At 71.7% G+C, this 25763-nt stretch carries 20 protein-coding genes and 1 pseudogene; 9 read left to right on the top strand and 12 right to left on the bottom strand.

Translation table 11 applies throughout. The features are described 5' to 3' along the window. Window positions 1-35: 35 nt before the first annotated feature. The 8 genes and pseudogenes from OIM89_RS05220 to OIM89_RS05185 form a co-directional block, all read right to left on the bottom strand. Window positions 36-1031, bottom strand: a complete 996-nt coding sequence (locus OIM89_RS05220; protein WP_030698165.1) for a zinc-dependent alcohol dehydrogenase family protein — start codon at window positions 1029-1031, stop codon at window positions 36-38. Next, window positions 1028-1906 (bottom strand): carbohydrate ABC transporter permease, encoded by an 879-nt coding sequence (locus tag OIM89_RS05215; RefSeq protein WP_264491033.1) that lies wholly within the window; start codon window positions 1904-1906, stop codon window positions 1028-1030. The genes OIM89_RS05220 and OIM89_RS05215 overlap by 4 nt, the downstream gene beginning before the upstream one ends. Then, window positions 1903-2871 (bottom strand): carbohydrate ABC transporter permease, encoded by a 969-nt coding sequence (locus OIM89_RS05210; RefSeq protein WP_030698163.1) that lies wholly within the window; start codon window positions 2869-2871, stop codon window positions 1903-1905. The genes OIM89_RS05215 and OIM89_RS05210 overlap by 4 nt, the downstream gene beginning before the upstream one ends. After that, window positions 2868-4235 carry an ABC transporter substrate-binding protein gene (locus tag OIM89_RS05205; RefSeq protein ID WP_030698162.1) on the bottom strand — a complete coding sequence of 456 codons (1368 nt, stop codon included), beginning with the start codon at window positions 4233-4235 and terminating at the stop codon, window positions 2868-2870. The genes OIM89_RS05210 and OIM89_RS05205 overlap by 4 nt, the downstream gene beginning before the upstream one ends. A 118-nt stretch (window positions 4236-4353) precedes the next feature. Next, entirely contained in the window at window positions 4354-5115 is a 762-nt protein-coding gene (locus OIM89_RS05200) for a DeoR/GlpR family DNA-binding transcription regulator (protein ID WP_030698161.1), read from the bottom strand. Window positions 5116-5801: 686 nt separating this feature from the next. Next, on the bottom strand, window positions 5802-7250 hold the full coding sequence (locus OIM89_RS05195; RefSeq protein ID WP_030698160.1) for a glyceraldehyde-3-phosphate dehydrogenase: 1449 nt from the start codon (window positions 7248-7250) through the stop codon (window positions 5802-5804). Window positions 7251-7448: 198 nt separating this feature from the next. Beyond that, window positions 7449-8402: pseudogene (locus OIM89_RS05190) on the bottom strand (M28 family metallopeptidase); the annotation flags it as partial. Between the two features lie 467 nt (window positions 8403-8869). After that, a complete protein-coding gene (locus OIM89_RS05185; protein ID WP_030698158.1) occupies window positions 8870-9370 on the bottom strand; it encodes a nucleoside deaminase in 501 nt (166 codons plus the stop codon). Window positions 9371-9544: 174 nt separating this feature from the next. On the opposite strand from OIM89_RS05185, the gene OIM89_RS05180 reads away from it, so the two are divergent. The 6 genes from OIM89_RS05180 to OIM89_RS05155 all read left to right on the top strand — a co-directional run bounded on the left by OIM89_RS05180 (window position 9545) and on the right by OIM89_RS05155 (window position 17521). Further along, a complete protein-coding gene (locus tag OIM89_RS05180) occupies window positions 9545-10996 on the top strand; it encodes a WGR domain-containing protein (RefSeq protein WP_030698157.1) in 1452 nt (483 codons plus the stop codon). 165 nt (window positions 10997-11161) lie between these two features. Then, on the top strand, window positions 11162-11947 hold the full coding sequence (locus tag OIM89_RS05175) for an SAM-dependent methyltransferase (RefSeq protein WP_047469307.1): 786 nt from the start codon (window positions 11162-11164) through the stop codon (window positions 11945-11947). A gap of 410 nt (window positions 11948-12357) precedes the next feature. Further along, window positions 12358-14289: a glycoside hydrolase family 15 protein gene (locus OIM89_RS05170; RefSeq protein WP_264491032.1), complete on the top strand. Its 1932-nt coding sequence runs from the start codon at window positions 12358-12360 to the stop codon at window positions 14287-14289. A 190-nt stretch (window positions 14290-14479) separates the two neighbouring features. Continuing rightward, on the top strand, window positions 14480-15373 hold the full coding sequence (locus tag OIM89_RS05165; protein WP_264491031.1) for an LLM class flavin-dependent oxidoreductase: 894 nt from the start codon (window positions 14480-14482) through the stop codon (window positions 15371-15373). A 96-nt stretch (window positions 15374-15469) separates the two neighbouring features. Continuing rightward, window positions 15470-16054 carry a TerD family protein gene (locus OIM89_RS05160; protein WP_030698153.1) on the top strand — a complete coding sequence of 195 codons (585 nt, stop codon included), beginning with the start codon at window positions 15470-15472 and terminating at the stop codon, window positions 16052-16054. 309 nt (window positions 16055-16363) lie between these two features. Further along, window positions 16364-17521, top strand: coding sequence for an IS701 family transposase (locus OIM89_RS05155; protein WP_030700275.1), 1158 nt, complete (start codon window positions 16364-16366; stop codon window positions 17519-17521). Between the two features lie 193 nt (window positions 17522-17714). On the opposite strand, the gene OIM89_RS05150 is transcribed toward OIM89_RS05155, so the two are convergent. From OIM89_RS05150 to OIM89_RS05135, 4 genes are all read right to left on the bottom strand, one after another. Continuing rightward, window positions 17715-18926, bottom strand: a complete 1212-nt coding sequence (locus OIM89_RS05150; protein WP_030698152.1) for a helix-turn-helix domain-containing protein — start codon at window positions 18924-18926, stop codon at window positions 17715-17717. A gap of 225 nt (window positions 18927-19151) precedes the next feature. Beyond that, on the bottom strand, window positions 19152-20099 hold the full coding sequence (locus tag OIM89_RS05145; protein ID WP_257203909.1) for a hypothetical protein: 948 nt from the start codon (window positions 20097-20099) through the stop codon (window positions 19152-19154). Window positions 20100-20148: 49 nt separating this feature from the next. Next, window positions 20149-21690, bottom strand: a complete 1542-nt coding sequence (locus tag OIM89_RS05140) for a DUF6801 domain-containing protein (protein ID WP_264491030.1) — start codon at window positions 21688-21690, stop codon at window positions 20149-20151. Window positions 21691-21784: 94 nt separating this feature from the next. Continuing rightward, entirely contained in the window at window positions 21785-22420 is a 636-nt protein-coding gene (locus tag OIM89_RS05135) for a hypothetical protein (protein ID WP_030698149.1), read from the bottom strand. Between the two features lie 756 nt (window positions 22421-23176). Here OIM89_RS05135 and OIM89_RS05130 point away from each other — a divergent pair. Genes OIM89_RS05130 through OIM89_RS05120 form a run of 3 tightly spaced genes read left to right on the top strand, consistent with a single transcriptional unit; the run spans window position 23177 to window position 25762 of the window. Further along, window positions 23177-24187, top strand: coding sequence for an ABC transporter ATP-binding protein (locus OIM89_RS05130; protein WP_030698148.1), 1011 nt, complete (start codon window positions 23177-23179; stop codon window positions 24185-24187). After that, window positions 24184-24948, top strand: coding sequence for an MlaE family ABC transporter permease (locus OIM89_RS05125; RefSeq protein WP_003951411.1), 765 nt, complete (start codon window positions 24184-24186; stop codon window positions 24946-24948). Before OIM89_RS05130 ends, OIM89_RS05125 begins: the two co-directional genes overlap by 4 nt. Window positions 24949-24955: 7 nt before the next feature. After that, window positions 24956-25762, top strand: coding sequence for an MlaE family ABC transporter permease (locus OIM89_RS05120; protein WP_003951412.1), 807 nt, complete (start codon window positions 24956-24958; stop codon window positions 25760-25762). Window position 25763: the final 1 nt, after the last annotated feature.

Raw genomic sequence — 25763 nt, 5'->3', positions numbered from 1 at the left:
GCCCGTCACGCCGGAGCCGGGCAGCCCCCGCCCCCTCACCCCCAGGGCTCCACCACGATCTTCCTCCCCTCGCCCGCCCGGAACCGCTCGATCGCCTCCGGGTACTGGTCCAGGGGGAGGCGGTCGCTGATGAAGACCGACGGGTCGAGGACGCCTGAGGCGAAGAGGGCGGCGGCTCGTTCGTAGCTGTGGAGGACGGCCATGGAGCCGGTGATGGTGATTTCCTGGTTGTAGATGCGGTAGGGCTCGATGACGGCGGTGGTGGCGTAGTCGGAGACGCCGAACTGGAGGAAGGTGCCGCCCTTGGCGACGCGGCCCAGGCCGTCCTGGATGGCCTGGGCGTTGCCGGTGGCGTCGATGACGATGTCCCAGCCGGCGGGGCGGTCGAGTTCCTCGGCGCGGGCGGCCGTGGCGGAGCAGCCGAGGAGGCCGGCGGTGGCGAGGCGGTCGGGGTTGACGTCGAGGACGTCGACGCGGGCGGCGCCGGTGCGCTTGGCCAGTTCCAGCATCATCAGGCCCATGGTGCCCGAGCCGTAGATGAGGACCTCGGAGCCGAGGTTGCCGCGGAGCACGTCGTAGCCGCGGACCGCGCAGGAGAGCGGCTCGATGAGGGCGGCGTCGCGGACGTCGACGTGGTCGGGGAGGCGGACGCAGTTGGCGACGGGGGCGACGGCGTACTCGGCGGCGCCGCCGGCCGTGGTGACGCCGATGGCGGCCCAGTTGTCGCACAGGTTGCCGCGGCCCGAGCGGCAGTAGCGGCACTCGTGGCAGTGCAGGGAGGGGTCGACGGCGACCTTGTCGCCGACGGCGAGTTCGGTGACGAGGGAGCCGGCGGCGACGATCTCGCCGGCGAACTCGTGACCCGGCACGATCGGCAGCGTCGGGGCGAACTCGCCCTGGAGGATGTGGAGATCGGTGCCGCACAGCCCGCAGGAGGCGACCTTGACGACCACGTCGCGCGGACCCGGCTCCGGGTCGGGCACGGTGGTGAGGGACACCTTGCCGACGGCTTCGACGATGGCTGCCTTCATTTGACTGCTCCCAAGGAGAGGCCCTGGACGAGTTTGTCCTGGGCGGCGTAGCCGGCGGCGAGCACCGGCAGGGACACGACCACCGAGGCGGCGCAGAGCTGGGCCAGGAAGAGGCCCTGGCTGGTGACGAAAGTGGTCAGGTGGACGGGGGCGGTCGAGGCGACGACGCCGGTCAGCACCCGGGCGAAGAGCAGCTCGTTCCAGCTGAAGATGAAGCAGATCAGCGCGGTGGCCGCGATCCCGGGCGCGGCGACCGGCGCCACCACCCGGCCCAGCACGGTCGGCAGCCGCGCCCCGTCGACCTGGGCCGCCTCGATGATCGAGACGGGCACGTCGGAGAGGAAGGACTGCATCATCCACACCGCGATCGGCAGGTTCATCGAGGTGTAGAGGAGGACGAGCAGCCAGACGTTGTCGAGCAGCCCGGTGTTGCGGGCGAAGAGGTAGATCGGCAGCAGGCCCGCCACGACCGGCAGCATCTTGGTGGAGAGGAAGAAGAAGAGCACGTCGGTCCACTTGCGCACGCGCCGGATGGAGAGGGCGTACGCCGCCGGGAGGGCGAGGAGCAGGACCAGCACGGTGGAGAAGAAGGAGGCGGTCAGGGAGTTGACCAGCGGGGGCCAGGGGGTCGGGCCGCCTCCGCCGCCGAAGAAGGTGCGGTAGCCGTCCAGGGTGAGGGAGGCGGCGAAGGAGGGCGGGTTGGTGGCGGCGTCGGACTCCGCGTGGAAGGAGGTCAGCACCATCCACAGGGCGGGGAAGCAGAAGACCAGGGCGAGCACCCAGGCGGTGATCGCGACGCCGGTGACGCGGCGGCGGGGCCGGGTGGCCGGGGCTGTGGCCGGTGCTGTGACCGGGGTTGTGGTCGAGGCGCTCATGCGCGGCTCGCCTCCTCGCGGAAGAGGGACGAGACCACCCGCAGGGCGACGGTGGCGATGAGCACCGTGCCGATCACCGCGACGACGCCGACGGCGGAGGCCAGGCCGTACTCGTGGGCCCGGTAGAAGGTCTCGTAGACGGTGTAGGGGAGGTTGGCGGTGCCGAGGCCGCCGGAGGTGAGGGTGAAGACCGCGTCGAAGTTCTGCACGATGTACACCGAGCCGAGCAGGATGCCCAGTTCGAGGTAGCGGCGCAGATGGGGCAGGGTCATGAAGGCGAACATCTGCCAGCGCCCGGCACCGTCGATGCGGGCCGCCTCCATCATGTCGTCGGGGCGGCTCTGGAGCCCCGCCAGCAGGATCAGCATCATGAACGGCGTCCACTGCCACACCAGCGCGGCCACCACGGCGGCCAGCGGCATCGACGACATCCAGTCCGGCTGGACCACCTCCTCGATGCCGAAGAGCGAGCCGAACCAGTTGAGCGCGCCGTTGAACAGCCCGTACTCCGGGTTGTACAGCGCGTGCTTCCACAGCAGCGCGGCGGAGACCGGGACCAGCAGGAACGGCGTGATGAGCAGGGTGCGGACCATGCCCCGGCCGAAGAAGCGGCGGTTGAGGAGCAGGGCGAAGCCGAGGCCGAGCGCCACGCTGACCAGGACCACCGAGGCGGTCAGGATCACCGTGGTGACCACCGCGTCGCGCAGGGCGGCGTCGGTGAAGACCGAGGCGTAGTTGGACAGGCCGGTGAAGTGGCGCTTCTCCGGACTGAGGGAGTTCCAGTCGAAGAGGGAGAGGACGAGCGTCGCCACGAACGGCAGCTGGGTGACGACGACGAGGAAGACCAGCGCGGGCAGCAGCGGCGCCCGGGTCGCCCACGCCTTGGCCCTGCTGCCCCGGGTGGCGGCGGGCGGCACGGGCGCGGGCGGCCTCGATGCCTTCGCCGGGGCGGTGGATGTGGTCATCGGTACTCCTCCGCGACCTTCTCGGCCAGCTTCTGGGAGGTGGCGAGCGCGGCGTCCACCGACTGGCGGCCCGCGATGGCGGCGCTGATCTCCTGGGCGACCCTGGTGCCCAGGTCGGTGAATTCCGGTACGCCGACGAACTGGATGCCCGCGGTCGGGCGGGGCTGGGTGCCCGGGTTCTTCGGGTCGGCCGAGGAGATGGCCTTCTCGGTGACGTCGGCGAAGGCCCCGGCCTCGGCGCGGTACTCGGGGTTGGCATAGGTGGAGGCGCGCTTGCCCGCGGGGACGTTGGACCAGCCGCTGGTGGCGCCGACCAGCTCCTCGTACTCCTTGCTGGAGGCCCAGGAGATGAACTTCCAGGCGTCGTCGGACTTGATGGACGCCTTCTGGAGGCCCCAGGCCCAGGTGTAGAGCCAGCCCGAGCTCTTCGTCTGTTCGACCGGCGCCGGTACGTACCCGATCTTGCCCTTCACCGGGGAGCCGGACGCCTCCAGGGAACCTGCGCCCGCCGTGGCGTCGTACCACATGGCCGACTTGCCCTGGGTCATGTTGTTCAGGCACTCGGCGTACCCGGACTGCGGGGCGCCGCGCTCGCCGTGGGAGCGGACGAGGTCGACGTAGAACTTGGTGGCCTTCTTGAACTCCGGTGAGGTCAGCTGCGGTTCCCAGTCCTCGGTGAACCAGGTGCCGCCCATCGTGTTGACCACCGTGGTCAGCGGGGCGATGACCTCGCCCCAGCCGGGCAGGCCGCGCAGGCAGATGCCCTTCATCCCGGGGCGGGAGCCGTCGGTCCGCTCGGCCAGCTCCGCGACCTCCTTCCAGGTGGGCTGCTCCGGCATGGTCAGCCCCTCCTCCTCGAAGATGTCCTTGCGGTACATGAGGAAGGAGGACTCGCCGTAGAACGGCTGGGCGTAGAGCTTGCCGTCCTCGGCGGTCAGCGACTCGCGCAGCGGGGCGAGGATGTCGTCCTGGTCGAAGCCGGGGTCCTTGGCGACGTAGCCGTCCAGCTCGTGCAGCCAGCCGTTCTTCGCGAAGAAGGGCAGCTCGAAGTTGCTGATGGTGGCGATGTCGTACTGGCCGGCCTGGTTGGAGAAGTCCTGGCTGACCTTGTCGCGCACGTCGTTCTCCGGCAGCACCGTGAAGTGGACCTTGATGCCGGTCTCCTTCGTGAAGTGCTTCGCGGTGAGCTTCTGCAACTCGACCATCTGCGGGTTGTTCACCATCAGTACGTTCAGCGCGTCGCCGCCGCCGAACGAGGTGCCGCCCGCCCCGGCACATCCGGAGAGCAGCGCCAGCGCGGCCGCCGCCGCTCCGGTTCGCAGAAGGCGGCGGCGCGGTCCGTGGCGTGGTCGCGGAGGGGCCATGGGGAACTCCTGAGGGGTCGCGGCTCGGTGGGGAAAGGGGGGGAGTACGGGCGCGGCGGACCGCGCCCCGGCACTCGCGGGGGGCGGTGCCGTGCGGACAGGGAGGGGACGGGTCAGGTCAGACGCGGATGACCTGGGGGCCGAGGAGGGAGTAGCGCTGGGCCTCGGCGGAGGTGAGGCCGGTGTCGGTGACGATGGCCTCGAAGTCGGCGACCTCGGCGAACCGGCAGAAGCTCACCGCGCCGAACTTGGTGTGCAGCCCGACGAAGACCCGCCGCCGCGAGCACCGCACCGCCTGCGCCTTCACCTCGGCGACCGTCGGGTCCGGGGTGGTCAGGCCGTACGAGCGGGAGATGCCGTTGGCGCCGATGAACGCCAGGTCGACCACGAAGTCACCGAGCATCCGCCCCGCCCAGTGCCCGACGGTGGCCAGGGTGGAGCCGCGCACCCGTCCGCCGAGCAGCAGCACGGCGGTCCTCTCCGCCCCGGCCAGCGCGGTCGCGACGGCCAGGGAGGCGGTGACGACGGTCAGTTCGCGGTCCTTCGGCAGCGCCTCGGCGACGAGCTGCGGGGTGAAGCCCTCGTCGACGAAGACCGTCTCGGCGTCGCCGAGCAGGTCGGCCGCGGCCGCAGCGATCCGCGACTTCTGCGGCACGTTGCGGGTGGTGCGGACGGCCAGCGTGGTCTCGAACCCCGCCGACTCCACGGGATAGGCCCCGCCGTGGGTGCGGCGGACCAGACCGTGTTCCTCCAGTACGTGCAGATCACGGCGGATGGTCTCCTTGGCCACGCGGAACAGGGCAGCGAGCGCGTTCACCTCCACCGAGCCGTCCCGGCGGGCGGTGTGGAGAATCCCTCTGCGGCGTTCCTCGGTGCCCACGACGCCCTTCCGGTTCTGCTGCGGTGCGGTCCACTGCGGAGCCCGGACCGGTCCGTTCGGGCTCACGTGTCGTTTGTACAAGCAGCGCCGGTGACTCGGCCACCTCCTGTGCGGGGGTGCTCGTGCCCGTTCTTGCCCGTTCGGGCGGGGTGGACCGTGCTGGTCAGCATAGGGAGAGGCCCCGACGCTCCACGGAGTGATGCCCGTTTCGGGCCCGAGCGGCGCCCGGAAAGTGCCCGTGTCCGGTTCGGGGACCCGATCGGGCGCGTACGGAAGCCGGTGTCCCTCCGCTTCCGTACGCGCCCCGGTGCCGGTGGTGCCCGGCCCGGCTCACACCCGCAGCACCCCCGCACCACCTCCTCCGCCCCCGCCCCGCCCGCTCCCGACAAGGTGACCCGGCCCGCCTCCAGGACGTGGCAGTGGACGGCGGCGCGGAGATGCCGTGCAGCACGGTGGAGCGGCCGTACCCGGCGTGCACCGTGTCGAGGGAGAGGAGCGTCATGCGCCGGTCACCGCCTCGGCCTCGGCCGGCTGCCTCCTTCGCGTCGGCGGGAGCTGCGACCCCGTCCTGTTCCGACCACCACGACGAAGAGCAGCCCCTGGAGCGACGCCGAAGGGCGCCGCCCGGCTCTCCCCGCGGTGCGGCAGGGGAGAGCGGACAGCGCCCTTCTGACGAGCCGGCCTGCTCAGACGGCCTCGGGGGCCGGGAAGGTCGGGTACTCGACCCCGGAGACGTGCTGGACGACTCGGATGACCTGGCAGGAGTAGCCGAACTCGTTGTCGTACCAGAGGTAGAGGATGGCGTTGTCGCCGTCGACCTTGGTGGCGCCGGCGTCGACGATCGAGGCGTGGCGCGAGCCGATGAAGTCGCTGGAGACCGCGTCGGGGGCGGTGATGAAGTCGATCTGGCGCTTCAGCGGCGAGGTGAGCGAGACCTCGCGCAGGTGGTCGAGGACCTCCTCGCGGGTGGTCTCGCGGCCCAGCCGCAGGCTGAGGATGGCGATCGAGACGTCCGGCACGGGGACGCGGATCGAGCTGCCGGTGATCGGCGCCTTCAGCTCGGGCAGCGCCTTGGCGACGGCGGAGGCGGCGCCGGTCTCGGTGATGACCATGTTGAGCGGCGCGGAGCGGCCACGCCGGTCGGAGGCGTGGTAGTTGTCCAGCAGGTTCTGGTCGTTGGTGAACGAGTGGACGGTCTCCACGTGGCCGCGCAGGACGCCGTACTCGTCCGCCATCGCCTTCAGCGGCGGGACGATCGCGTTGGTGGTGCAGGAGGCGCAGGAGAGGATCTGCTCGTCCGGCTTGACGTCCTCGTGGTTGACGCCGTGCACGATGTTCGGGACGTCGCCCTTGCCCGGAGCGGTCAGCACGACCTTGGCGATGCCGGGGCGCAGGTGGTTGGAGAGCCCCTCGCGGTCGCGCCAGCGGCCGGTGTTGTCGATGAGGATGGCGTCCTTGATGCCGTACTCCGTGTAGTCGACCTGGGCCGGGTCGTCGGAGTAGATCACCTGGATCTCGTGGCCGTTGGCGATGATCTTGTCGTTCGCCTCGTCCACGGTGATGGTGCCCTGGAACTGGCCGTGGATGGAGTCGCGGCGCAGCAGCGAGGCGCGCTTGACGATGTCCTGGCCCTTGCCCCGGCGCACCACGATGGCGCGCAGCCGCAGGCCGTTGCCGGAGCCCGCCTTCTCGATGAGCAGGCGGGCGACGAGGCGGCCGATCCGGCCGAAGCCGTAGAGGACGACGTCGCGCGGCTGGCGGCGGTCGATCTTCTGGTCGCCGGTGGCGCCGGCCACGGCGTCGGCGGTGAACTCGGCGACGGAGAGACCGCGGTCGTCGGTCTTGTACGTCGCGGCGAGCATGCCGATGTCGATCTGCGACGGTCCCAGGTCGAGCGTGGTCAGCGCCTGGAGGAACGGCATCGTCTCGGTGACCGAGAGCTCGGCGCCCGCGATCTGCCGCGCGAACCGGTGCGTCTTCAGGATGCTGACCACCGACTTGTTCACCAAGGAGCGGCTGTGGAGGAGGACGGTGACGTCCCGCTCACGCTGCAGCTTCCCGATGATCGGGATCATCGACTCCGCGATCTCCTCGCGGTTCTTCCAGTTGGTGAACGAGTCCTCGTTGACAGTCACAGGTTTATCTTTCGAGCTAGGCGGTGCTCATATGCTAACCCGACCGCTCTTTCGATCTTGCGGCGGTCTCCCGGGCGGGGCTCGGGAGTGACCGGTTCGTACCGCCGTGCACTTTTTACGCGCCTGGGTGGGGTGGCCGGAAGCACGGCCACCCCACCTAGGGCGGCACCAGGGCCGCTCAGGAGAGCACTACCGGACGGTGGGGGCGCCCAGCGTCCACACCGCGTGCGCGAGGGCGTCGCTGTTGCGGTCCAGCGCGGTGTCGTTGACGTTGGCCGTCGTGTCGCAGGAGGAGTGGTAGCAGCGGTCGAAGGACTGCCCCGAGGCGCCGCCCCACTTCTGCGCCTGGGCCGCCGTCTTGCGCTCCCCGGCCCCCGTGAACAGGCCGCCGACGGGTATCCCGGCGTTCTTGAAGCTCGCGTGGTCGGAGCGGCCGTCGCCCACCCTGTCCGGCTCGGTGGGGACGCCCAGCCCGGCGTAGTAGTCCTTGAACGTCTTCTCGATGGCCGGGTCGTCGTCGTAGACGAAGTAGCCGGGGTTCGGCGAGCCGATCATGTCGAAGTTGAGGTAGCCCGCGAAGGTGGCGCGCTGCGCCGTGGAGAGGCTGTTGACGTACGCCCGCGAGCCCAGCAGCCCCAGTTCCTCCGCGCCCCACCAGCCGAACCGCAGGTGCTTCTCCGGCTTGAGCTGGGCGCGGGAGACGGCCAGCGCGGTCTCCAGGACGGCGGCCGAGCCGGTGCCGTTGTCGTTGATGCCCGGGCCCGAGGTGGTCGAGTCCAGGTGGGCCCCGGCCATCAGGACCTGGCTGGGGTCGCCGCCGGGCCAGTCGGCTATCAGGTTGTAGCCGGTGGCGCCGCTCGCCGTGAAGGTCTGGAGCGAGGTGGTGAACCCGGCGGCGTCCAGCTTGGCCCTGAGGTAGTTCACCGAGGCCAGGTAGCCGGGCCGGCCGTGGGCCCGGTTGCCGCCGTTGGCGGTGGCGATCGACTGGAGCTGGGTGAGGTGCGCCTTCACGCTGCTCACCGGTATGTCGGGCGCGGCCAGGGCCGTCACGGGGGTGGCGGCGGGCTGGGCGGCGGCCTGCGTGGCCACCGGGCCGAGCAGGGCCGCCACGGCCAGCACGGCGGCGGCACGGCTACGGGCGGAAAGGATCATCGCGGGGCTCCGGATCTCCGTACGGGGACAGGACGGAAGGTGCGGGGCGCCGGGCGGCAGGGGCCTCGCCCGGACACCGGCGAGCGGTGGCGCGGTGAGCGACGAGCGTGGGACGCGGCGCGTGGTGCGGAGCGGCGGCGCCGGCCGGGCCCTGGGGCGGGGCGGCGCCGTGGGAAGGCGGATGCCGGTGGGACGAGGTGAATGCTGGAGAAGCCCGCGACGGGCGTCAAGAGGGGGTTCGGGTCACCGGGAGTGCCGGTCGGGGTGACCGGTTCCGGTCGGCCGGGGACGGTTCATGAAGGGGGAACGCGCGCCGCCGGCCCCCGATTCCGTCCGGCCGCGTCCGCTGACCGGACACCGCGCGGCGCCGTACGTACGGATCGGGCCGCCCGCGCCCCGGATTTCCGCGTCCGGTTCCCGCCCTCGGGGGCGTCGGGGCCGGGGCGCGAGGGGCCCCGGCCCGGGGCTCAGCTTGCGCCGTCCGTTACGCCGTGCAGGCGGGCGTGGAGCGCCCTGACCTGCGAGGTCAGCTCCGGAGCCGGACCTTCCACCGTGACGCCGGGGGCCACGGCCGCCACGGGCAGGGGCGCGACCGGGGACGCCGGTACGCCCCACTCCGCGAGCCAGCCGGTGAGCTGGTCCGAGGAGGCGGCGTACACGATCCGGCCCAGCCCCACCCAGGCGTGGGCCGCCGCGCACATCGGGCAGTGCTCGCCCGAGGTGTAGACGGTGGCGGCCGCCCGTTCGGCCACCGTCAGGTGGTCCGCCGCCCAGCGGGCGAGCGCGAACTCCGGGTGCCGGGTCCGGTCCCCGGAGGCCACCCGGTTGCGGTCCTCGGCCCGTACCGCCCCGTCCCCGTCCACCAGGACCGACCCGAAGGGCTCGTCGCCCGCGTCGAGCGCCTCCGCGGCCAGTTCCACACAGCGGCGCAGGTACCGCAGCTCCGCCTCGTCGGTCACGTCGCTCATCGTGGCTCCTCTCCTCGGCCGTGCTCCACATCCGTCCTGCCCGGCAGGGTACGTCCGGCCGCGAGCGGCGGCAGGTGGGAGCGGCCGGGCCCGTTGTCAGTGCGGCCTCCTACGGTTCGTTCAGTGGGACTCGCCGGAGCGGCCGGCGGGCCCACCCCTGGGGAGGGGTCTGCCATGCCCGCCGGAGCCACGGTGACGACGACGTATCTGGAGCTGTCGCAGGACGACGGCTCGGCCCACAAGTTCTACGAGGTGACCGTCGCCGACTGCGTGGTGACGGTCCGGTACGGGCGGATCGGCGCCACCGGGCAGACCCAGACGACCACCTTCCCCACCCGGGAGAAGGCCGCGGCCGCCGCCGCGAAGAAGATCGCCGAGAAGTCCCGCAAGGGGTACGCGCCCGCCGTCCCCGGTCAGCGCGCCCCGCGCGCGGTGACGCGGCGCCAGGTCTCCTCCGCCCCCTCCACGGCGCGCGCCGTCGCCCCCGTGCTGTGGCGGTTCCGCACCGGCTCCGCCGCCTTCGGCATCCACGTGGACGAGGACCGCTGCTGGGTGGGCAACCAGGCGGGCGACGTCTACACCCTGGACCACGAGGGCGCCGTCCTCGCCCGCTTCGGCCTGCCGGACGGCGTCAAGTGCCTGGTCGCGGACGACTTCTGGATCTACGCGGGGTGCGACGACGGCAAGGTCTACGACCTCTCCGCCAAACTCCCCTTCGCCGCCTACGACATCGCCGCCGACGTCGACATCTTCTGGCTCGACATCCACGAGGGCGTGCTGAACGTCTCGGACCGCTCCGGCGGCCTCACCGTCATCGACCACGAGGACGAGCACCAGTGGGCCCGCCGCAGCCAGGGCGAGCACGCCTGGATGATCCGCGCCGACGACCGCGCGGTCTACCACGGCCACAGCGGCGGCGTCACCGCCTACCGCCCCGACGGCGGCGGCCAGTTCTGGCACACCCCGACCAGGGGCGGCGTCCTCTTCGGCTGGCAGGAGGACGACGCGGTCTACGCGGGCACCGCCCACCGCGTGGTGCAGCGGCTGTCGAAGGGCACCGGGGCGGTCGAGGCCACCTTCGTCTGCGACGGCGCGGTCTACTCCTGCGCCACCTCGCCCGGCGGCCGCTTCGTCTTCGCCGCCGACGCGGCCTCCTCCGTCTACTGCTTCGACCGCGACGGCACCCGGCTGTGGAAGCTCGGCACGGGCGGCGGCTCCGCCCTGTCCATGCAGTACCGCGACGAACGCCTCTACCTGGTCACCACCGACGGCTCGCTTGTCTGCGTCGACGCGAGCGAGGCCGCGGTCACCGCCGCCCAGCAGGGCTCGGTCCCGGTCGCCCGGGACGTGAAGCTCGCCGCCGCGCTGCCCGCCCGCGCCCCGGCCACGGCGGCCGGCGCGCTCGCCGCCGTCGGCCAGGTCCCCGCCGGGTCCGTCGTGGTCGAGTGCGTCCAGGAGGGCGGCCGCCTCCGGGTCCAGGTGACGACCGAGGGGTACGACCCCTCGTGGAACGTCCAGTTCCCCCGCGCGATACGCGAGCCCGGCGCGCGGTACGTGGTCGACGCCGTGCACGCCGCGTCCGGCGGCTTCTACCGCGTCCGCGGGGACATCCGCCGCCTGCTCTGACCCTTCCGCGGGCCCAGCCGTCGTGACGGGTGGTCAGTCCTGCGGCGTGAGGGGCTGGTGCGTGAAGGATCTGTGAGCGACCATGATCGTGCCCGGGCGACCGGGCGCGCCGAGCGGTCGCCCCGGGGCGGGCGGCTCGCTGAACCGCCTGATGGGAGACGGAAGATGACGCCGCCGGTCGAGCAGGAGCTGAACAACGGAGTGCCGCACTCCGCACGGATCTGGAACTACTGGCTGGGCGGCAAGGACAACTACGAGGCCGACCGCGCGCTGGGGCAGCGGATGGCGGAGATGTTCCCGCAGATCGTCGACATCGCCCGGGCCTCCCGCCAGTTCCAGGCCCGCGCGGTGCGCCACCTCGCCGGGGAGGCGGGCATCCGCCAGTTCCTCGACCTCGGCACCGGCCTGCCCACCGCCGAGGCCACCCACGAGGTGGCCCAGGCCGCCGCCCCCACCTCCCGCATCGTCTACGTCGACCACGACCCGATCGTCCTCGCCCACGCCCGGGCCCTGCTGACCAGCGGCCCCGAGGGCGCCACGGACTACGTGCACGCCGACCTCACCGACGCGCCCACGGTGCTCCGCGAGGCGGCCCGCACCCTGGACCTCACCCAGCCGGTCGCGGTCCTCCTGATGTCGACCCTCGGCCACGTCGCCGACGACGCCCAGGCGGCCGCCCTGATCCGCTCCTACCTCGACGCCCTGCCCTCCGGCAGCCACCTGGTCCTCTGCGACACCATCGAGACCCCCCTGACCAAGGCCGGTTCGGACGAGTACGCGGACGGCGGCGCCATCCCCTACATCTCCCGCCCCCAGGAGACCATCGCCTCCTTCGCCGACGGCCTCGAACTCCTTCCCCCGGGCTTCGGCTCCATCACCCTCTGGCGCCCCGACACACCCCCGACCGGCGACCCCGTCGAACAGTGGGGCTTCGTGGGCGTCAAGCCGTAGGACCCACGACGCCGGCCGGGCAGACCTCAGCCACTTCCAGCCCGGCCGGCGCCCGAGACAGAGATCAGCCAATCTCAGCCCGGCCGGCGTCTGGGGCCACCTCGCGTCGGTCCGGTCCGGACGTTCGGCCGCCCCGCAGAGACCGGGCCGCATTCCAGCCCGGCCGGCGTCTGAGGCCACCCCACCGCGCCCCGTCCCACGGACGGCCAAGCCCCACCGCCCGCCCGCCCCGGGGGGCCAGCCCGGCCCCGCGCGATTGGGTCCCCTTGCCCGACGCGCCGGAACGGCGCCAGCCCTCGGCCCGCCCCGCCCGGCATGCTCGAACCGGCACCCCGCCCGGCTCGGCCCGGCCCCGCCCCGGGACCGCCCGCAGCCGCCACGGCCCACCGCCCGGAGGACGCGAGCACCCCATGACCCACACCGCCCCGCCCGGTCCCGGCCCCGAGCCCGCCTCCGGGCCCAGCCCCGAGGACCCCACCCCCTGCCCCGAGGGGGCCCCGGCCCCCCATGCCTACCTCCCCATCGGCGAGCACGGCATCATCGGCGACCTGCGCACCGCCGCCCTGGTCGGCACCGACGCGCGGATCGACTGGTTCTGCGCCCCGCGGTTCGACTCACCGAGCCTCTTCGGCGGGCTGCTCGACGCGGAGAAGGGCGGCAGCTGGCGCATCGACCCGCTCTGCGGCGTCGCCTCCCGCCAGCAGTTCTACTTCCCCGACACCAACATCCTCGTCACCCGGATGCTCACCGAGGACGGCATCGTCGAGGTCCAGGACTTCATGCCGGTCCTGCGCCCCCGCGACCCCCACCACCAGCAGCGCCTGGTCCGCCGCGTCGTCGCCGTCCGCGGGCGGATGCGGATGCGCTCCCTGGTCGCGCCCCGCATGGACTACGGCCGCGCCCCGCACCGGCTGACCCTCGACGGCGACCTCGCCGAGTTCACCGGCGAGCACCTGGTGGTCAGCGTCCGCTCCGGCCTCCCGTGGCGGCAGGCCGGGCCCGAAGGGCGCGACGCCGAGACCGCGTTCGCCCTGAAGGAGGGCGAGTCGGCCCTCTTCGTCCTCCAGACCCGGGACCCGGGCGAGGAGCGCCCGCGCGAGGAGATCACCCCGGAGCGCGCCGAGGACCTCTTCCGCGCCACCGTCACCTTCTGGCGGAACTGGCTCGCCCACTCCACCTACACCGGCCGCTGGCGCGAGATGGTCCACCGCTCCGCCCTCACCCTCAAACTCCTCACCCACGAACCCACCGGCGCCCTCGTCGCCGCCGCCACCCTCGGCCTCCCCGAGGAACTGGGCGGCGTCCGCAACTGGGACTACCGGTACGTGTGGATTCGCGACGCCGCCTTCTCCCTCTACGCCCTGCTGCGCCTGGGCTTCACCGACGAGGCCGAGGCGTTCTTCGACTGGCTCGCCCGCTCCGTCCGCCACTGCGAGGACGGCAACGCCGGCCCGCTGCGCGTCCTCTACTCCATCGACGGCCGCTCCGCCCTGGCCGAGGAGGAACTGCCCCACCTCGAGGGCTACCGGGGAAGCTCCCCCGTACGCGTCGGCAACCGCGCCTCCGGCCAGCTCCAGCTCGACGTCTACGGCGAACTCTTCGACGCCGCCTACCTGTTCAACAAGTACGGGGACGGCATCTCCTGGGAGACCTGGTCCGACCTGGTCGAGGTGCTCGACTGGCTGCTCGACCACTGGGACAGCGCCGACGAGTCGATCTGGGAGGCCCGCTCGGGACCGCACCGGCACACCTACTCGCGGGTGATGTGCTGGGTGGCGGTGGAACGCATGGTCCGCATCGCCCGCCAACGGGGCCTCCCCGCCGACCTGGTCCGCTGGACCTCCGTACGCGACGAGATCTTCCGGCAGGTCATGGCCGAGGGCTGGAACGAGCGGCTGGGCAGCTTCGTGCAGCGCCTCGCCGACGGGGAGGACGAGCAGCCCCCGGAGATCCTGGACGCCGCCCTGCTCCTGATGCCGATGGTCAAGTTCCTCTCCCCGCGCGACGAGCGGTTCCGCTCCACCCTCCGCGCGATCAGCGAGGGCCTGGTCGCCGACTCCCTGGTCTTCCGGTACGACGCCTCGGTCGCCGGGGACGGCCTGGACGGCACCGAGGGCACCTTCTCCCTCTGCTCCTTCTGGTGGGTGGAGGCCCTGACCCGTACCGGGCAGACCGAGGACGCCCGGCTCGCCCTGGAGAAGACCTTCACCTTCGCCAACCACCTCGGCCAGTACGCGGAACAGGTCGGCGTCACCGGCGAACAGCTCGGCAACTTCCCCCAGGCCCTCACCCACCTCGCCCTCATCAGCGCCGCCGTCAACCTCGACCGGGCGATGGGCTGAGCGGGCGAGCCGGGGGAACGCCTCGCCCGGCGGGCGCGTCGCGGTGACGGTGTGGACCGGGTACCGAAACGCGGGGCCGGCGACGCCGGAGCCGAGGGCGGCGCCGGGTCGCTCACCCAGCTCAACTCTGCCAGCGCTGCGGCCGGTTCCGTCCACGCAGCACCGTGACCCCGTGCGCTACGTTGCCGCCATGACCACACTCGGCGCCGTCTTCCGCCCGCAACTGCCGCCCGAGCGCCTGCGTTCCGTGGCCCGCGCCGCCGACGCTGCGGGACTGGAGGAACTCTGGCTCTGGGAGGACTGCTTCCTCTCCAGCGGCCTCGCCTCCACCTCGGCCGCCCTCGCCTGGACCGACCGCCTCCGGGTCGGGGCGGGCCTGCTCCCCGCACCGCTGCGGAACGTCGCCCTCACCGCGATGGAGGCCGCCACCCTGCACCGCATGTTCCCCGGCCGGGCGATGCTCGCCGTCGGCCACGGCGTCCAGCCGTGGATGGGGCAGGCCGGGGCGCGCGTCGAGTCCCCCATGACCCTGCTGCGCGAGTACCTGCGCGCGCTGCGCACCCTGCTGGCCGGTGAACGCCTCACCGTGGACGGCCGGTACGTCCGGCTGGACGACGTCGCCCTCGACTGGCCGCCCACCGCCCCGGCCCCGGTCCTCGCGGGCGGCCTCGGCCCCCGCACCCTGCGGCTGACCGGCGAGGCCGCCGACGGCACCGTCCTCGACGCCTCCTTCCCGGCCGGCGGAGTGCGCCGTGCCTGTGCACTGGTGGCCGAGGGACGCGCGGCGGCCGGCCGGACCGGGCCGCACCCGGTCACGGTCTACCTCCACGTGGCGACCGGTCCCGGTGCCGAGACGCGGCTGCGCGCCGAGAAAGACCGGATGGGACACGACGCGCCCGGACTCGGCGTCAGGGGCGACGCCCACGCCGTGGCCGAGGCCGTCGCGGAACTGGCCGACGCCGGAGCCACCGCCGTGATCCTCCAGCCGACCTCCGACGAGCCGGACCCGGAGGGATTCGTACGGTTCGCGGCCGAACAGGTCCGCCCGCTCGTCCCCCGACCGCTGCCCGTTCCCGGCCGATAGCGTGCGAGCGGGGGTAATTCGCCCCCTCCCCGTCCGATCGCCCGGGCCACCAGGCACACTTCTTCCGTAGCAGTCTCACCACCAAGGGGATCACGCATGATCACGTTGCAGAAGGAAGACGGCCCGGCCGATCTGGACGGAGTGACCCACCTGTCCATCGGCGTCTCCTGGGACGCCACCGTGGGGGCCAGTGGCGGCATCCTGGGCAAGATCCGGCAGAAGGCCGGAACGGACCTCGACCTGATCGCCATCGCCATGCAGAACGGCGAGCCCGTCCGCCTCGCGGGCCTGGACTCCCTGGACCCGCTGGGCAACGGCTCGCTGGTGCACAGCGGGGACAACCAGACCGGCCACGGCGACGGCGACGACGAGACGGTGACCGTGGAGTTCTCCCGGGTGCCGCAGAACATCAACGCCATCGTCTTCGTCGCGGCGGCCTACAAGAAGCGCAGCTCGTTCCAGAACGCCCGGAACATCAGCTTCAAGGTCTACGACGCGACCGGCGGCAGCTCCACCCAGGTCGCCGACATCTGGCCGAGCCTGCTCACCGACGACAACGGCTGCGCCGTGGCGAAGGCGATGCGCGTCGGTTCCAGCTGGAAGCTCCAGGTGATCAACGAGACCGGGAAGATCAAGCAGGGCGACGAGCGCGCCCTGATGCGCTTCGCCGTCAGCAAGTGACCCACCACCCCGGCCCGCCGCCGTCGTACCTGGTGGGCGTCCCCGTTCCGGCCCGAGCCGGAACAGCGACGCGGGTATTGGGCTGCTGACGCGACGGAGGCAAGGCCGGGGAACGGGACACAGGGCCCGGCCCGCGCACCGACACCGGTGCGGGGGCCGGGCCTTCGCGTCACCCGGGCACCCCGCCCGCACCGGGACCGGTTCACCCGGCGCAGCGCTGCCGCAGGCCCACGAAGATCCGCCGGACAGGCCCTATTACTGCAACGGTGCTTAGCGTGACGATGGTCGGGTTCGCTCGTTGGTCCGTTCATGGGTGGGGAGATATCCGAGGTTGATGCTCATCGTTGGTCGGACGGGTTGGCGGGATTGCACGAGCGGTTTGCTCACCGGTTCGCTCGCAGTGAGTCGCGGGAGTCGGCTCTCGCGTACATGCGGGGCCTGCTGGCTCCGTTGGAACGCAAGAACGGCTGGACGGTGGCCGAGGAGGCCGGCCATTGCGGACCGGACCGGATCCAGCGGCTGCTGAACCGGATCGACTGGGACGCTGACGGGGTGCTCGACGATGTGCGCGAGTACGTCGTCGAGCACCTGGCCGACCCGGGAGGCGTGCTGATCGTGGACGACACCGGCTTCCTGAAGAAGGGCGCGCGTTCGGCGGGCGTCCAGCGGCAGTACTCCGGTACTGCCGGCCGGACCGAGAACTGCCAGGTCGGAGTCTTCCTCGCGTATTCGGGTGAGCGGGGCCGGACCTTGATCGACCGGGCGCTCTACCTGCCGAAGTCCTGGACGCAGGACCGCGAGCGCTGCCGAGAGGCGGGGATCGGCGACGAGGTCGAGTTCGCCACGAAGGTCCAGCTCGCGAGGACGATGGTCCGCCGCGCGGCCGACGACAAGATCCCGTTCCGCTGGGTGACCGCGGACGCGGGCTACGGCTACAGCAAGGGCTGGCGCTACGAGCTGGAGCAGGCCGATCTCTTCCATGTCGTGGCAACGACCCGGCACGACACCGTCGTCACCCGGCAGGCCCTGGACCACCCGCTCCATGACCTGGTCGCCGGTCTGCCCCGGCAGAAGTGGAAGCGCCGCTCGTGCGGCGAGGGCGCCCACGGCCAGCGGATCTACGACTGGGCCCGCGTCGAGGTCCGCCCCTGGCACCGCCCTGACCGCAAGCACTGGGTCCTGGCCCGCCGTAGCATCGCAGAGCCGACGAAGATCGCCTACTACATCGCCTACGCGCCCGCCGGCGCCACACTGAACGAGCTCATCGCCGTCGCCGGTGCCCGCTGGGCGATCGAGGAGTGTTTCCAGACCGCAAAAGGACAGTGCGGCCTGGACGACTACCAGGTCCGCCGATACCCGGGCTGGCACCGGCACATCACCCTGGCCATGGCCGCTCACGCCTACCTCACTGCCCTGCGGGCCCAGCACCTCGAAAAGGGGCCGGACTTGCTCGAACGCCAGACCTGATCCCCCTCACCGTCCCCGAGATCCGCCGACTGATCACCGGCCTCGCCCGCCTCGGCCACCACCCCGTCGACCACCTCCTGCACTGGTCCCGCTGGCGACGTCGCCGCCAGCACCAGGCACGAACCAGCCACTACAAGAGACGAGGCCACATCCCATGAGCTGAAACCTCGCCACGCTAAGCACCGTTGCAGTACTATCCCCGCCCCCGTCTCCCCTGAAGATGCAGCGACCGTAGCGCCGCCTCCAGGGCGAAGCGGTGGTCGGGGTCGGTGAGGCGGGTGCCGAGGTGGCTCTCCAGGTTGCGGAGGCGGTAGCGGACGGTCTGGGCGTGGACGCCGAGGGCCTCGCCGACCTGTTCGGCGGGGGCGCGGGTGGAGATGTGGACGCGCAGGGTCTCCACGAGGCGGTCGCGGCGGCTGGCGGAGAGGCCGCTCAGCGGGGCCAGTTCGCGGGCGGCGAGGCGGGCGACGAGGGCCGGGTCGGTCAGCAGCCACAGGGTGGTCAGGTGATCCTCGCAGAGGACGAGGGGCGCGTCCGGGATGACCTGGTCGTCGATGAGGGCGAGGACGCGGCGGGCCCAGCGGATCGAGTCGGCGGCCTGCGCCGGGGGGACCGTCACCCCGGCCACCGCGTGGGTGGAGCCGAGGGCCCGGTCGAGCATGGCGCGGCGGGCGGCGGTGAGGGGGCCGGGGACGAGCAGATGGGGCTGGGGGATGCCCGGGTCGGCGAGGACGTCCTCGTCCAGGTGGGCCTGCAGCTGGTCGGGCACCGGGGTGCGCAGTGCGATCAGCGTGCACTGGTCGGGCAGTTCCCAGGCGGCGGCCTCGCAGAGGGAGGCGATGGTGGCGTGCGGCAGGGGCGGGGCGGCGAGGATGAGGTGGAGTAACTGTCTTCGTACGGCGGAGACTTCGGAGGCCGCCCGGGCCTGGACCTCGGCGTACCCCTCGCGGGAGAGGGCCTCCAGCTCGTCGACGTAGGCGAAGACGGTGTCGGCGAAGGTGAGGATCACGCTGGGGGAGAGGCTGTACTGGCGGCCGATGGTCTTGGCGCGGCGCAGCGCGATCCGCGCGCCGAGCCGGTACGCGCCGTGCAGGCTGTCCAGTTCCCGCCCCTCGTACGCCTCCACGCGGCCGAACTTGCGCAGCAGTTCGTCGCGGAGGGCGGAGCCGGCGCCGGGATCGGCGACCCGCTCGACGAAGGCGGAGAGGGCCTGTTCGACGCCCTGGCGGATGGCGTCGGCGTGCGGGCCGTTGAGGAGGCGGCCGTACTCGGGGTACGCCCGGGTCACCTCCAGGCGGATCTCCTTGATGAGCCCGGGGATCTCCGGCCGCATGAAGGCCGCGAACTCCCGGGGCAGCGGGTCGAGCGGTTCACCGACGTCCGGTGGCTGTGCGATCGAGGGCATGAGTGATCCCTTGCTCTCCTGCGCGCCCGGTGGGGGAGGCCGAGGGGCGCCCGGTCCGGGTGGACAGGGCGCCCGAGGGCAGCCGTCAGGTGCATTCCAACGTGGGAAGGTGAAGCTAGTTCAACTTCCCTGTGATGTACACCGTTCGTACACAGAATGGCACGCTGTGCTGCGAGCCGTCTCGTGGTACGGCTGGGAATCGTCGGTACGGGCTGGCGGGGACGGTCAGTTGGCGGTGCCGTGCCAGTACTGGGAGAGGACCTTGCCGGCGTCCGGGGCGACGGTGCCCGGGGCGAAGAGGCCGCCCAGGTGGGTCTGGGTGTTGTTGAGGGTCAGCTTGTTCTTGCCGGCGGCCGAGGGCAGGCCGGTCTTGAGGTTGACCGCGCCGTCGATGATGCCGAGCAGGCCGAGGCCGCAGCCGCTGGCGCCCGGCACCGCGAAGGTGTCGTCGACCTGGGTGGAGCCGAGCATGTTGAGGCGGCTGGCGTCGCCGTCCTCCTCGTTCGGGGTGCCGTCGGCGCCGTTGAAGCGGTCGACGGTGAACTCGGGTGCGTCGGCGTTGTGCGGGCGCAGCATGATCGGCTTGGACTTGGTGCCGATGTAGCAGTTGTTGCCGAGGAACGGGTTCTCCAGCTTGATCCGGACCGGTATCTGCACGATCGGCATGTCCGTCAGGACGCCGGCGATCTGGTCGAACTCCGAAGGTGTACCCGCCGATTCGAGCGTCGCGGTGATCTTGTTGAGCTTGCCGTCGGTGAGCTGCTTGCAGATGTTGGTGACGAACGGGATGTCGCTCGGGCACATCAGGCCGATCAGGCCGCCGGGCACGGTGGCGGAGTCGGCGATGATCGACCCGGCCGGGGGCGCCACCACGGTGCTGGTGCCGTCGGCGTTCTGCACGACACCCATCTGGAGGTTGCTGTTCCCGGTGACGACGGTGGTGTTGCCCAGCTTGATCGTGCCGCTGGTCGCGTACGACACCACGCACTGCGGTGAGCGGTCGAGACCGTCGGCGCCGAGCATCGCCGGGGCGTCGACCGGACACCGGGTGAACGGCGCCCACTTGCCGGCCGGCTGCGCGGCGGCGGTCGCGGTGCCGACCGAGGCGACGGTGCCGAGCACGGTGGCGGCGGCGGTGACGGCGAGGGTGAGTCTGGAGCGGGAGGAACGCATGGCGGGACCTTTCGGGTGAGGGAGGGAAAAGGAAGGCGGGGCGCGGGGGTCAGCGTTCGGGCTCGGGGATGACTACGGGCTGGCCGTCCTCGGTGCATTCCTGCGGCTGGAGGAACGCGACGGTGCACACCTGGCCCTGGATCTGCTTCACGTAGTTGCCGGGGCCGGAGATCGACGCGGTGAGCAGGCGGTTCAGGTCCTCGCCGTCGTCCGTGCCGCAGCCCGTGAAGGCGGGGATGGTCACCTCGCTGGTGAGAGGGCCTCCGGAGGACACCTGGTAGCCGGTGGCGTCCTCACCGGTGTACTGCTCGCTGAGGCCGTGCAGCACCATGTGGTCGCCCGGATACCTGTCGGGCTCCGGTTCACGCGAGATGAGGGGCGTCTCGGTCCGGCAGTCGGGGCCCACGTCCAGCGGGGTGCCGTTGACCTTCACGTCCGACAGGCGCAGGACCAGCGAGGCGCGGATGGTCGAGACGACAGTGACCGGCTCCCTGAGGTAGAAATCCCCCTCCAGGTTCATGCGCCCCACCTGCTCCAGCACCATCGTGGCCGTGGTGGGCACGAAGCCGTACGTCAGGAAGGTGGCCTTGGCCGGGGGCGTCTGGCGACGGCCCTGGTAGGAGAGCTCCACGTCCGCGGGCTGGCGGAAGAGGAACTCGTCGTCCGGGCCCGGGAACTCGGCGTCGACCTGCTCGATGACCATGCAGGCCAGCGGGATGAGCGAGGCGCCGTCCAGCTTCCGGACGTTCGAGTAGCCGGTGATGTACGCCGTCAGCGTGTTGCCCGTCACCTCCTTCGCCGTGCAGTGCGGCGCGTCCTGCGGGTCGGCTGCCTCCACGCGCAGGCGGCCGGGAGGAGCTTTGGTTCCGCCCGGCTTCGCCGTGTCCGGCCCGGTGGACTCGGACGGCCGCTCGGAGGGTGACGGGTTCTGGGGCGAGGCCCCGGCGTCCCCGCCGGTCACGGGGATCGTGGCGAGCAGCCCGTCCTCCGGAGCGTCCTCGCCGAGCGTGCAGGAAGCCGAGACCGGTGCGGGAGTCTCCTGGCCGGGGCCGGACGTCGCGGAGCCGGCCTGTGCCTCCATGGCCAGCTTCAAACCGCCCGCACGCAACTGCAGTTCACCGGCTGATCCAGGAGTGACCGAGGGCACGTCCCCCGTCGACTCCAGGACGAGCGGGCCCCCGGCCGGCACGGTCGCGGGCTGTGCCGTACCGCGCCAGGACGCCTCCGCCCGCGCCTCGCCCTGGGAGAGCGCGACCGCCAGTTCCGTCGAGGCACGCACCTCGGCGCCCGGCGCCGCGTCCAGCTCCGCCACGGCGGCCTCGGGCAGTTCGACGGTGGTCGTCACCTCGGCGGGCACGATCGCCTCGCCCTTGGCGGCGGAGTCGGGGAAACGCGCGGCCACCCGTACCGTGGCCGCCTGCGGACCGGACGGGAAGGCGCACGTGTAGGGCAGTTCGGCCTCCACCTCCTGCGCCCCCAGCGCCGTCCCCGCCGCCGGAACCATGGCGGCCAGCACGACGGACGCGGCGATCACCGCACGCCGGGCACGGGGGCGGCGCGGGCTCGGGACGGAGGTACGGGGACCTTTCACGGGCGCTCCTCGGGGCTGACTCTGTCAGGCACATCTGCGGGCACACCCCCGGTCCGCCCGGCCGGAGCCGGACGGACCGGAGGCGCGGGATCTGTTACGGGTTGGAGCCCACGATCTTCGGGATCACGCTGCTGCCGGCCTGCTTGACCAGGTACGTGCCCTTGAAGGTCGGCTTGGCGCCGACCGGGACGGCCGCGCCGCAGCTGGTGGCCGAGACGACGGTCAGGTCGCCGGAGACGCTGTTGACCGCCAGGGCGCCGGTGGAGTTGGTGTAGGTGCCGCTCGCCTTGCCGGTGACGCGGAACTTGCAGGCGCCGACGGTCACGGTGGCGTCGACGTTGCCGACGTGGCCCGTGGTGACCCCGGTGGTGGCGTTGTAGTCGGCGGCCACGACGGTCCACGGGGTGGTCGCGACGGTGGTCACGTTGCCGAGGACGCTGGTGCACGGGGAGCCGCTGGCGCCGAAGTTGATGGCGTTGATGTTCGCCACCGTGGCCGGGTTGCCGGTGGTGCTCTGCATGGTGCCGGAGGCGCCGGACGTCGTGCACGTCATCGGGATGCCGTTGACGCTGAGCACGATGTTCCCGCTGTTGGTGGCCGTGAAGTTGGCCGGGGACGGGGTGACCGTCCAGACGGTCGACGGGACGGCCGAGGCGGTACCGGCGGTGAGGCCGATGGCGGCCGTGGCGGCACCTGCGACGAGGGCGATCTTCCTGAGGGATTTCTGCATGGCTCTGGGACGCTCCTTGTGGATTGACCGGCAGAGAAGGGGTGGGCCGCGCCGGAGGTGGGAGGCGACCGGGGCGGCCCGCGGCCCGGTGGACCTCGACCGCGTGGCCAGACGTTACTTGCGGGAAACTTTCCCGAACAATGGCGCGGGCGAAGATTCTTTACGGCGGCGGAATTCCTGTTTCCGGGGTGAGCGGTCGGCGTGGGCCACTTGGCGGCCCGGTGCGTAATGTCGACAATTCTGATCGATCATGTGGCACCGTCAGGGGTGGGGTGCGGGGATTTCCGCCCAGCGGCTCCTTCTTTGCTCCCGGGTGATAAAAGCAGGGCCCTTTCCTGTCATCGGGCTGACAAACTCCCGGTGGCCGAAGTCCCTCTTTCCTCAATCTCGCGACCTGGTATTGCCGACTGAGGTTACCGACCCGTAGCGTTCCGGTGCGTCGCTCGGCTCCAGGTCCGGCGGCGTCCGCCGGCCGGCGTGCCGGGGGACGCTTTCCGGCCTCGGTCCTCCTTCCGGGGCGGGCGTCCGTCAGCAGGGCCTCGCCCATCCGGCCCCCCGGTGGCGCGGGGCCCTGGCTGTCGCCCGGAGACAAAAGAGGGAATCGGTTTTGTCACCTGGGTGACAAAGGAACGGAAACCTCGGGAATGTCGTGCCCCACCCATTGTCCGCGCCCCGCGCGCCGACTTACCGTGCGCCCCGCGGTGCACACCCGGAACGTCCGCGGTGCCCACCCGACACAGGCTTGCTGGAGGTGAAATGGGAATCGAAGTGGTGGTCGAGGGCCTGACCAAGTCCTTTGGCAAGCAGAACATCTGGCAGGACGTGACGCTCACCCTTCCCGCCGGAGAGGTCAGCGTCATGCTCGGCCCTTCCGGAACCGGGAAGACCGTATTCCTGAAATCGCTCGTCGGACTGCTCAAGCCCGAGCGGGGCCGGGTCCTCATCAACGGCGTCGACATGGTGAACAGCCCCGAACGGGACATCTACGAGACCCGGAAGCTCTTCGGCCTCATGTTCCAGGACGGCGCCCTCTTCGGCTCCATGTCCCTCTTCGACAACATCGCCTTCCCGCTGCGCGAGCACACCCGCAGGAAGGAGTCGGAGATCCGGCGGACCGTCATGGAACGGATCGAGATCGTCGGACTCCTCGGCTCCGAGGGCAAGTTGCCCGGCGAGATCAGCGGCGGCATGCGCAAACGCGCCGGCCTTGCCCGCGCCCTCGTCCTCGACCCGCAGATCATCCTCTGCGACGAGCCCGACTCCGGCCTCGACCCGGTCCGGACCGCCTACCTCTCCCAGCTCCTCATCGACCTCAACGCGCAGATCGACGCGACGATGCTGATCGTCACCCACAACCTCGACATCGCCGCCACCGTCCCCGACAACATGGGCATGCTCTTCCGCCGCGAACTGGTCACCTTCGGCCCCCGCGAGGTGCTGCTGACCAGCGACGAACCGGTGGTCGCCCAGTTCCTCGGCGGCCGCCGCGAAGGCCCCATCGGCATGTCCGAGGAGAAGGACGCCGCCACCCTCGCCGCCGAGGCGGCCAGCGCCACAGGCCGTCCCGACGCCCCGCGCGTCATCGTCCCCCAGCTCCAGCCCAGCCCCGGCCTGCCGCCCCGTCAGGCCGTCGCCCGCCGCCGCGAACGCGTCCTCTCCCTGCTGGGCACCCTGCCCCCGGCCGCCCGTACCGCGATCCGCGACACCTACGCGAAGGACGCCGCCGCGCCCACCCTCACCGTCCCCCGCGCCGGGAGCGGCTCGTGATCACGGGGGCGCTGCGGCAGACCGGCCGGCTTTTCGCGCTGGCCGCCGAGGTGACCCGGGCGATCTTCCGGCGGCCGTTCCAGTTCCGGGAGTTCGTCGAGCAGTTCTGGTTCATCGCCAGCGTCACGATCCTGCCCGCCGCCCTGGTCTCCATCCCGTTCGGCGCCGTCATCGCCCTCCAGGTCGGCTCGCTCACCCAGCAGCTCGGCGCCCAGTCCTTCACCGGCGGCGCCAGCGTCCTCGCCGTCATCCAGCAGGCCAGCCCGCTCATCGTCGCCCTGCTCATCGCGGGCGCCGGCGGCTCCGCGATCTGCGCCGACCTCGGCTCCCGCAAGATCCGCGAGGAGCTGGACGCCATGGAGGTCATGGGCGTCTCGCCCGTACAGCGCCTGGTGGTGCCGCGGGTGCTCGCCACCATGTCGGTGGCGGTGCTGCTCAACGGCATGGTCTCGGTGGTCGGCACCCTCGGCGGCTACTTCTTCAACATCATCCTCCAGGGTGGCACCCCCGGCGCCTACCTCTCCAGCTTCTCCGCCCTCGCCCAGCTGCCCGACCTGTACATCAGCGAACTCAAGGCGCTCATCTTCGGGTTCATCGCCGGCATCGTCGCCGCCTACCGCGGACTCAACCCGCGCGGCGGCCCCAAGGGCGTCGGCGACGCCGTCAACCAGTCGGTCGTCATCACCTTCATGCTCCTCTTCTTCGTCAACATGGTGATGACGGGCCTCTACCTCCAGATCGTCCCGCCGAAGGGAGGCTGAGACGCCCATGGCCTCCCCGCTTGCCTGGCTCGACCGCTCCGGCGACCAGCTCATCTTCTACGTCAAGGCCCTGGCCGCGATCCCGCGCACGCTGCGCCGCTACCTCAAGGAGGTGCAGCGCCTGCTCGCCGAGGTCGCCTTCGGCTCCGGCGGACTCGGCGTCATCGGCGGCACCGTCGGCGTGATGATCGCCATGACCCTCTTCACCGGTACCGTCGTCGGCCTCCAGGGGTACGCCGCCCTCGACCAGATCGGCACCGCCGCCTTCACCGGCTTCGTCTCCGCCTACTTCAACACCCGCGAGATCGCCCCGCTGGTGGCGGGCCTCGCCCTCTCCGCCACCGTCGGCGCGGGCTTCACCGCCCAGCTCGGCGCGATGCGCATCAACGAGGAGGTCGACGCCCTCGAAGGCATGGGCATCCGCTCCATGCCCTACCTCGTCACCACCCGCATCATCGCCGGCGTCGTCGCCATCATCCCGCTCTACGCGATCGGGCTGCTCTCCAGCTACGTCGCCTCCCGCTACATCACCGTCTTCTTCAACGGCCAGTCGCGGGGCACCTACGACCACTACTTCAACCTCTTCCTCTCGCCGACGGACGTCCTGCTGTCGGTGCTGAAAGTGCTGATCTTCAGCGTGCTGGTGATCCTCGCCCACTGCTACTACGGCTTCCGCGCCCAGGGCGGACCCGCCGGGGTCGGCGTGGCCGTCGGCCGGTCGGTGCGGAACGCCATCGTGCTGATCAGCGTCACCGACTTCTTCCTGTCGCTGGCCCTGTGGGGCGCGACCACGACCGTGAAGGTGGCGGGGTGAG

It is taken from the genome of Streptomyces sp. BI87, from assembly GCF_025957665.1.
GTDB classification, from domain to species: Bacteria; Actinomycetota; Actinomycetes; order Streptomycetales; family Streptomycetaceae; genus Streptomyces; species Streptomyces albidoflavus.
Note: the sequence above shows the minus strand (reverse complement) of the source record. Positions and strands in the feature narration are given on the sequence as shown.

What these genes read in the sequence shown, in the direction of transcription:
- OIM89_RS05220 (WP_030698165.1), bottom strand. Translation starts at nt 1,031, where the DNA reads ATGAAGGCAGCCATCGTCGAAGCCGTCGGCAAGGTGTCCCTCACCACC.
- OIM89_RS05215 (WP_264491033.1), bottom strand. Translation starts at nt 1,906, where the DNA reads ATGAGCGCCTCGACCACAACCCCGGTCACAGCACCGGCCACAGCCCCG.
- OIM89_RS05210 (WP_030698163.1), bottom strand. Translation starts at nt 2,871, where the DNA reads ATGACCACATCCACCGCCCCGGCGAAGGCATCGAGGCCGCCCGCGCCC.
- OIM89_RS05205 (WP_030698162.1), bottom strand. Translation starts at nt 4,235, where the DNA reads ATGGCCCCTCCGCGACCACGCCACGGACCGCGCCGCCGCCTTCTGCGA.
- OIM89_RS05185 (WP_030698158.1), bottom strand. Translation starts at nt 9,370, where the DNA reads ATGAGCGACGTGACCGACGAGGCGGAGCTGCGGTACCTGCGCCGCTGT.
- OIM89_RS05180 (WP_030698157.1), top strand. Translation starts at nt 9,545, where the DNA reads ATGCCCGCCGGAGCCACGGTGACGACGACGTATCTGGAGCTGTCGCAG.
- OIM89_RS05175 (WP_047469307.1), top strand. Translation starts at nt 11,162, where the DNA reads ATGACGCCGCCGGTCGAGCAGGAGCTGAACAACGGAGTGCCGCACTCC.
- OIM89_RS05170 (WP_264491032.1), top strand. Translation starts at nt 12,358, where the DNA reads ATGACCCACACCGCCCCGCCCGGTCCCGGCCCCGAGCCCGCCTCCGGG.
- OIM89_RS05165 (WP_264491031.1), top strand. Translation starts at nt 14,480, where the DNA reads ATGACCACACTCGGCGCCGTCTTCCGCCCGCAACTGCCGCCCGAGCGC.
- OIM89_RS05160 (WP_030698153.1), top strand. Translation starts at nt 15,470, where the DNA reads ATGATCACGTTGCAGAAGGAAGACGGCCCGGCCGATCTGGACGGAGTG.
- OIM89_RS05155 (WP_030700275.1), top strand. Translation starts at nt 16,364, where the DNA reads ATGGGTGGGGAGATATCCGAGGTTGATGCTCATCGTTGGTCGGACGGG.
- OIM89_RS05150 (WP_030698152.1), bottom strand. Translation starts at nt 18,926, where the DNA reads ATGCCCTCGATCGCACAGCCACCGGACGTCGGTGAACCGCTCGACCCG.
- OIM89_RS05145 (WP_257203909.1), bottom strand. Translation starts at nt 20,099, where the DNA reads ATGCGTTCCTCCCGCTCCAGACTCACCCTCGCCGTCACCGCCGCCGCC.
- OIM89_RS05135 (WP_030698149.1), bottom strand. Translation starts at nt 22,420, where the DNA reads ATGCAGAAATCCCTCAGGAAGATCGCCCTCGTCGCAGGTGCCGCCACG.
- OIM89_RS05130 (WP_030698148.1), top strand. Translation starts at nt 23,177, where the DNA reads ATGGGAATCGAAGTGGTGGTCGAGGGCCTGACCAAGTCCTTTGGCAAG.
- OIM89_RS05120 (WP_003951412.1), top strand. Translation starts at nt 24,956, where the DNA reads ATGGCCTCCCCGCTTGCCTGGCTCGACCGCTCCGGCGACCAGCTCATC.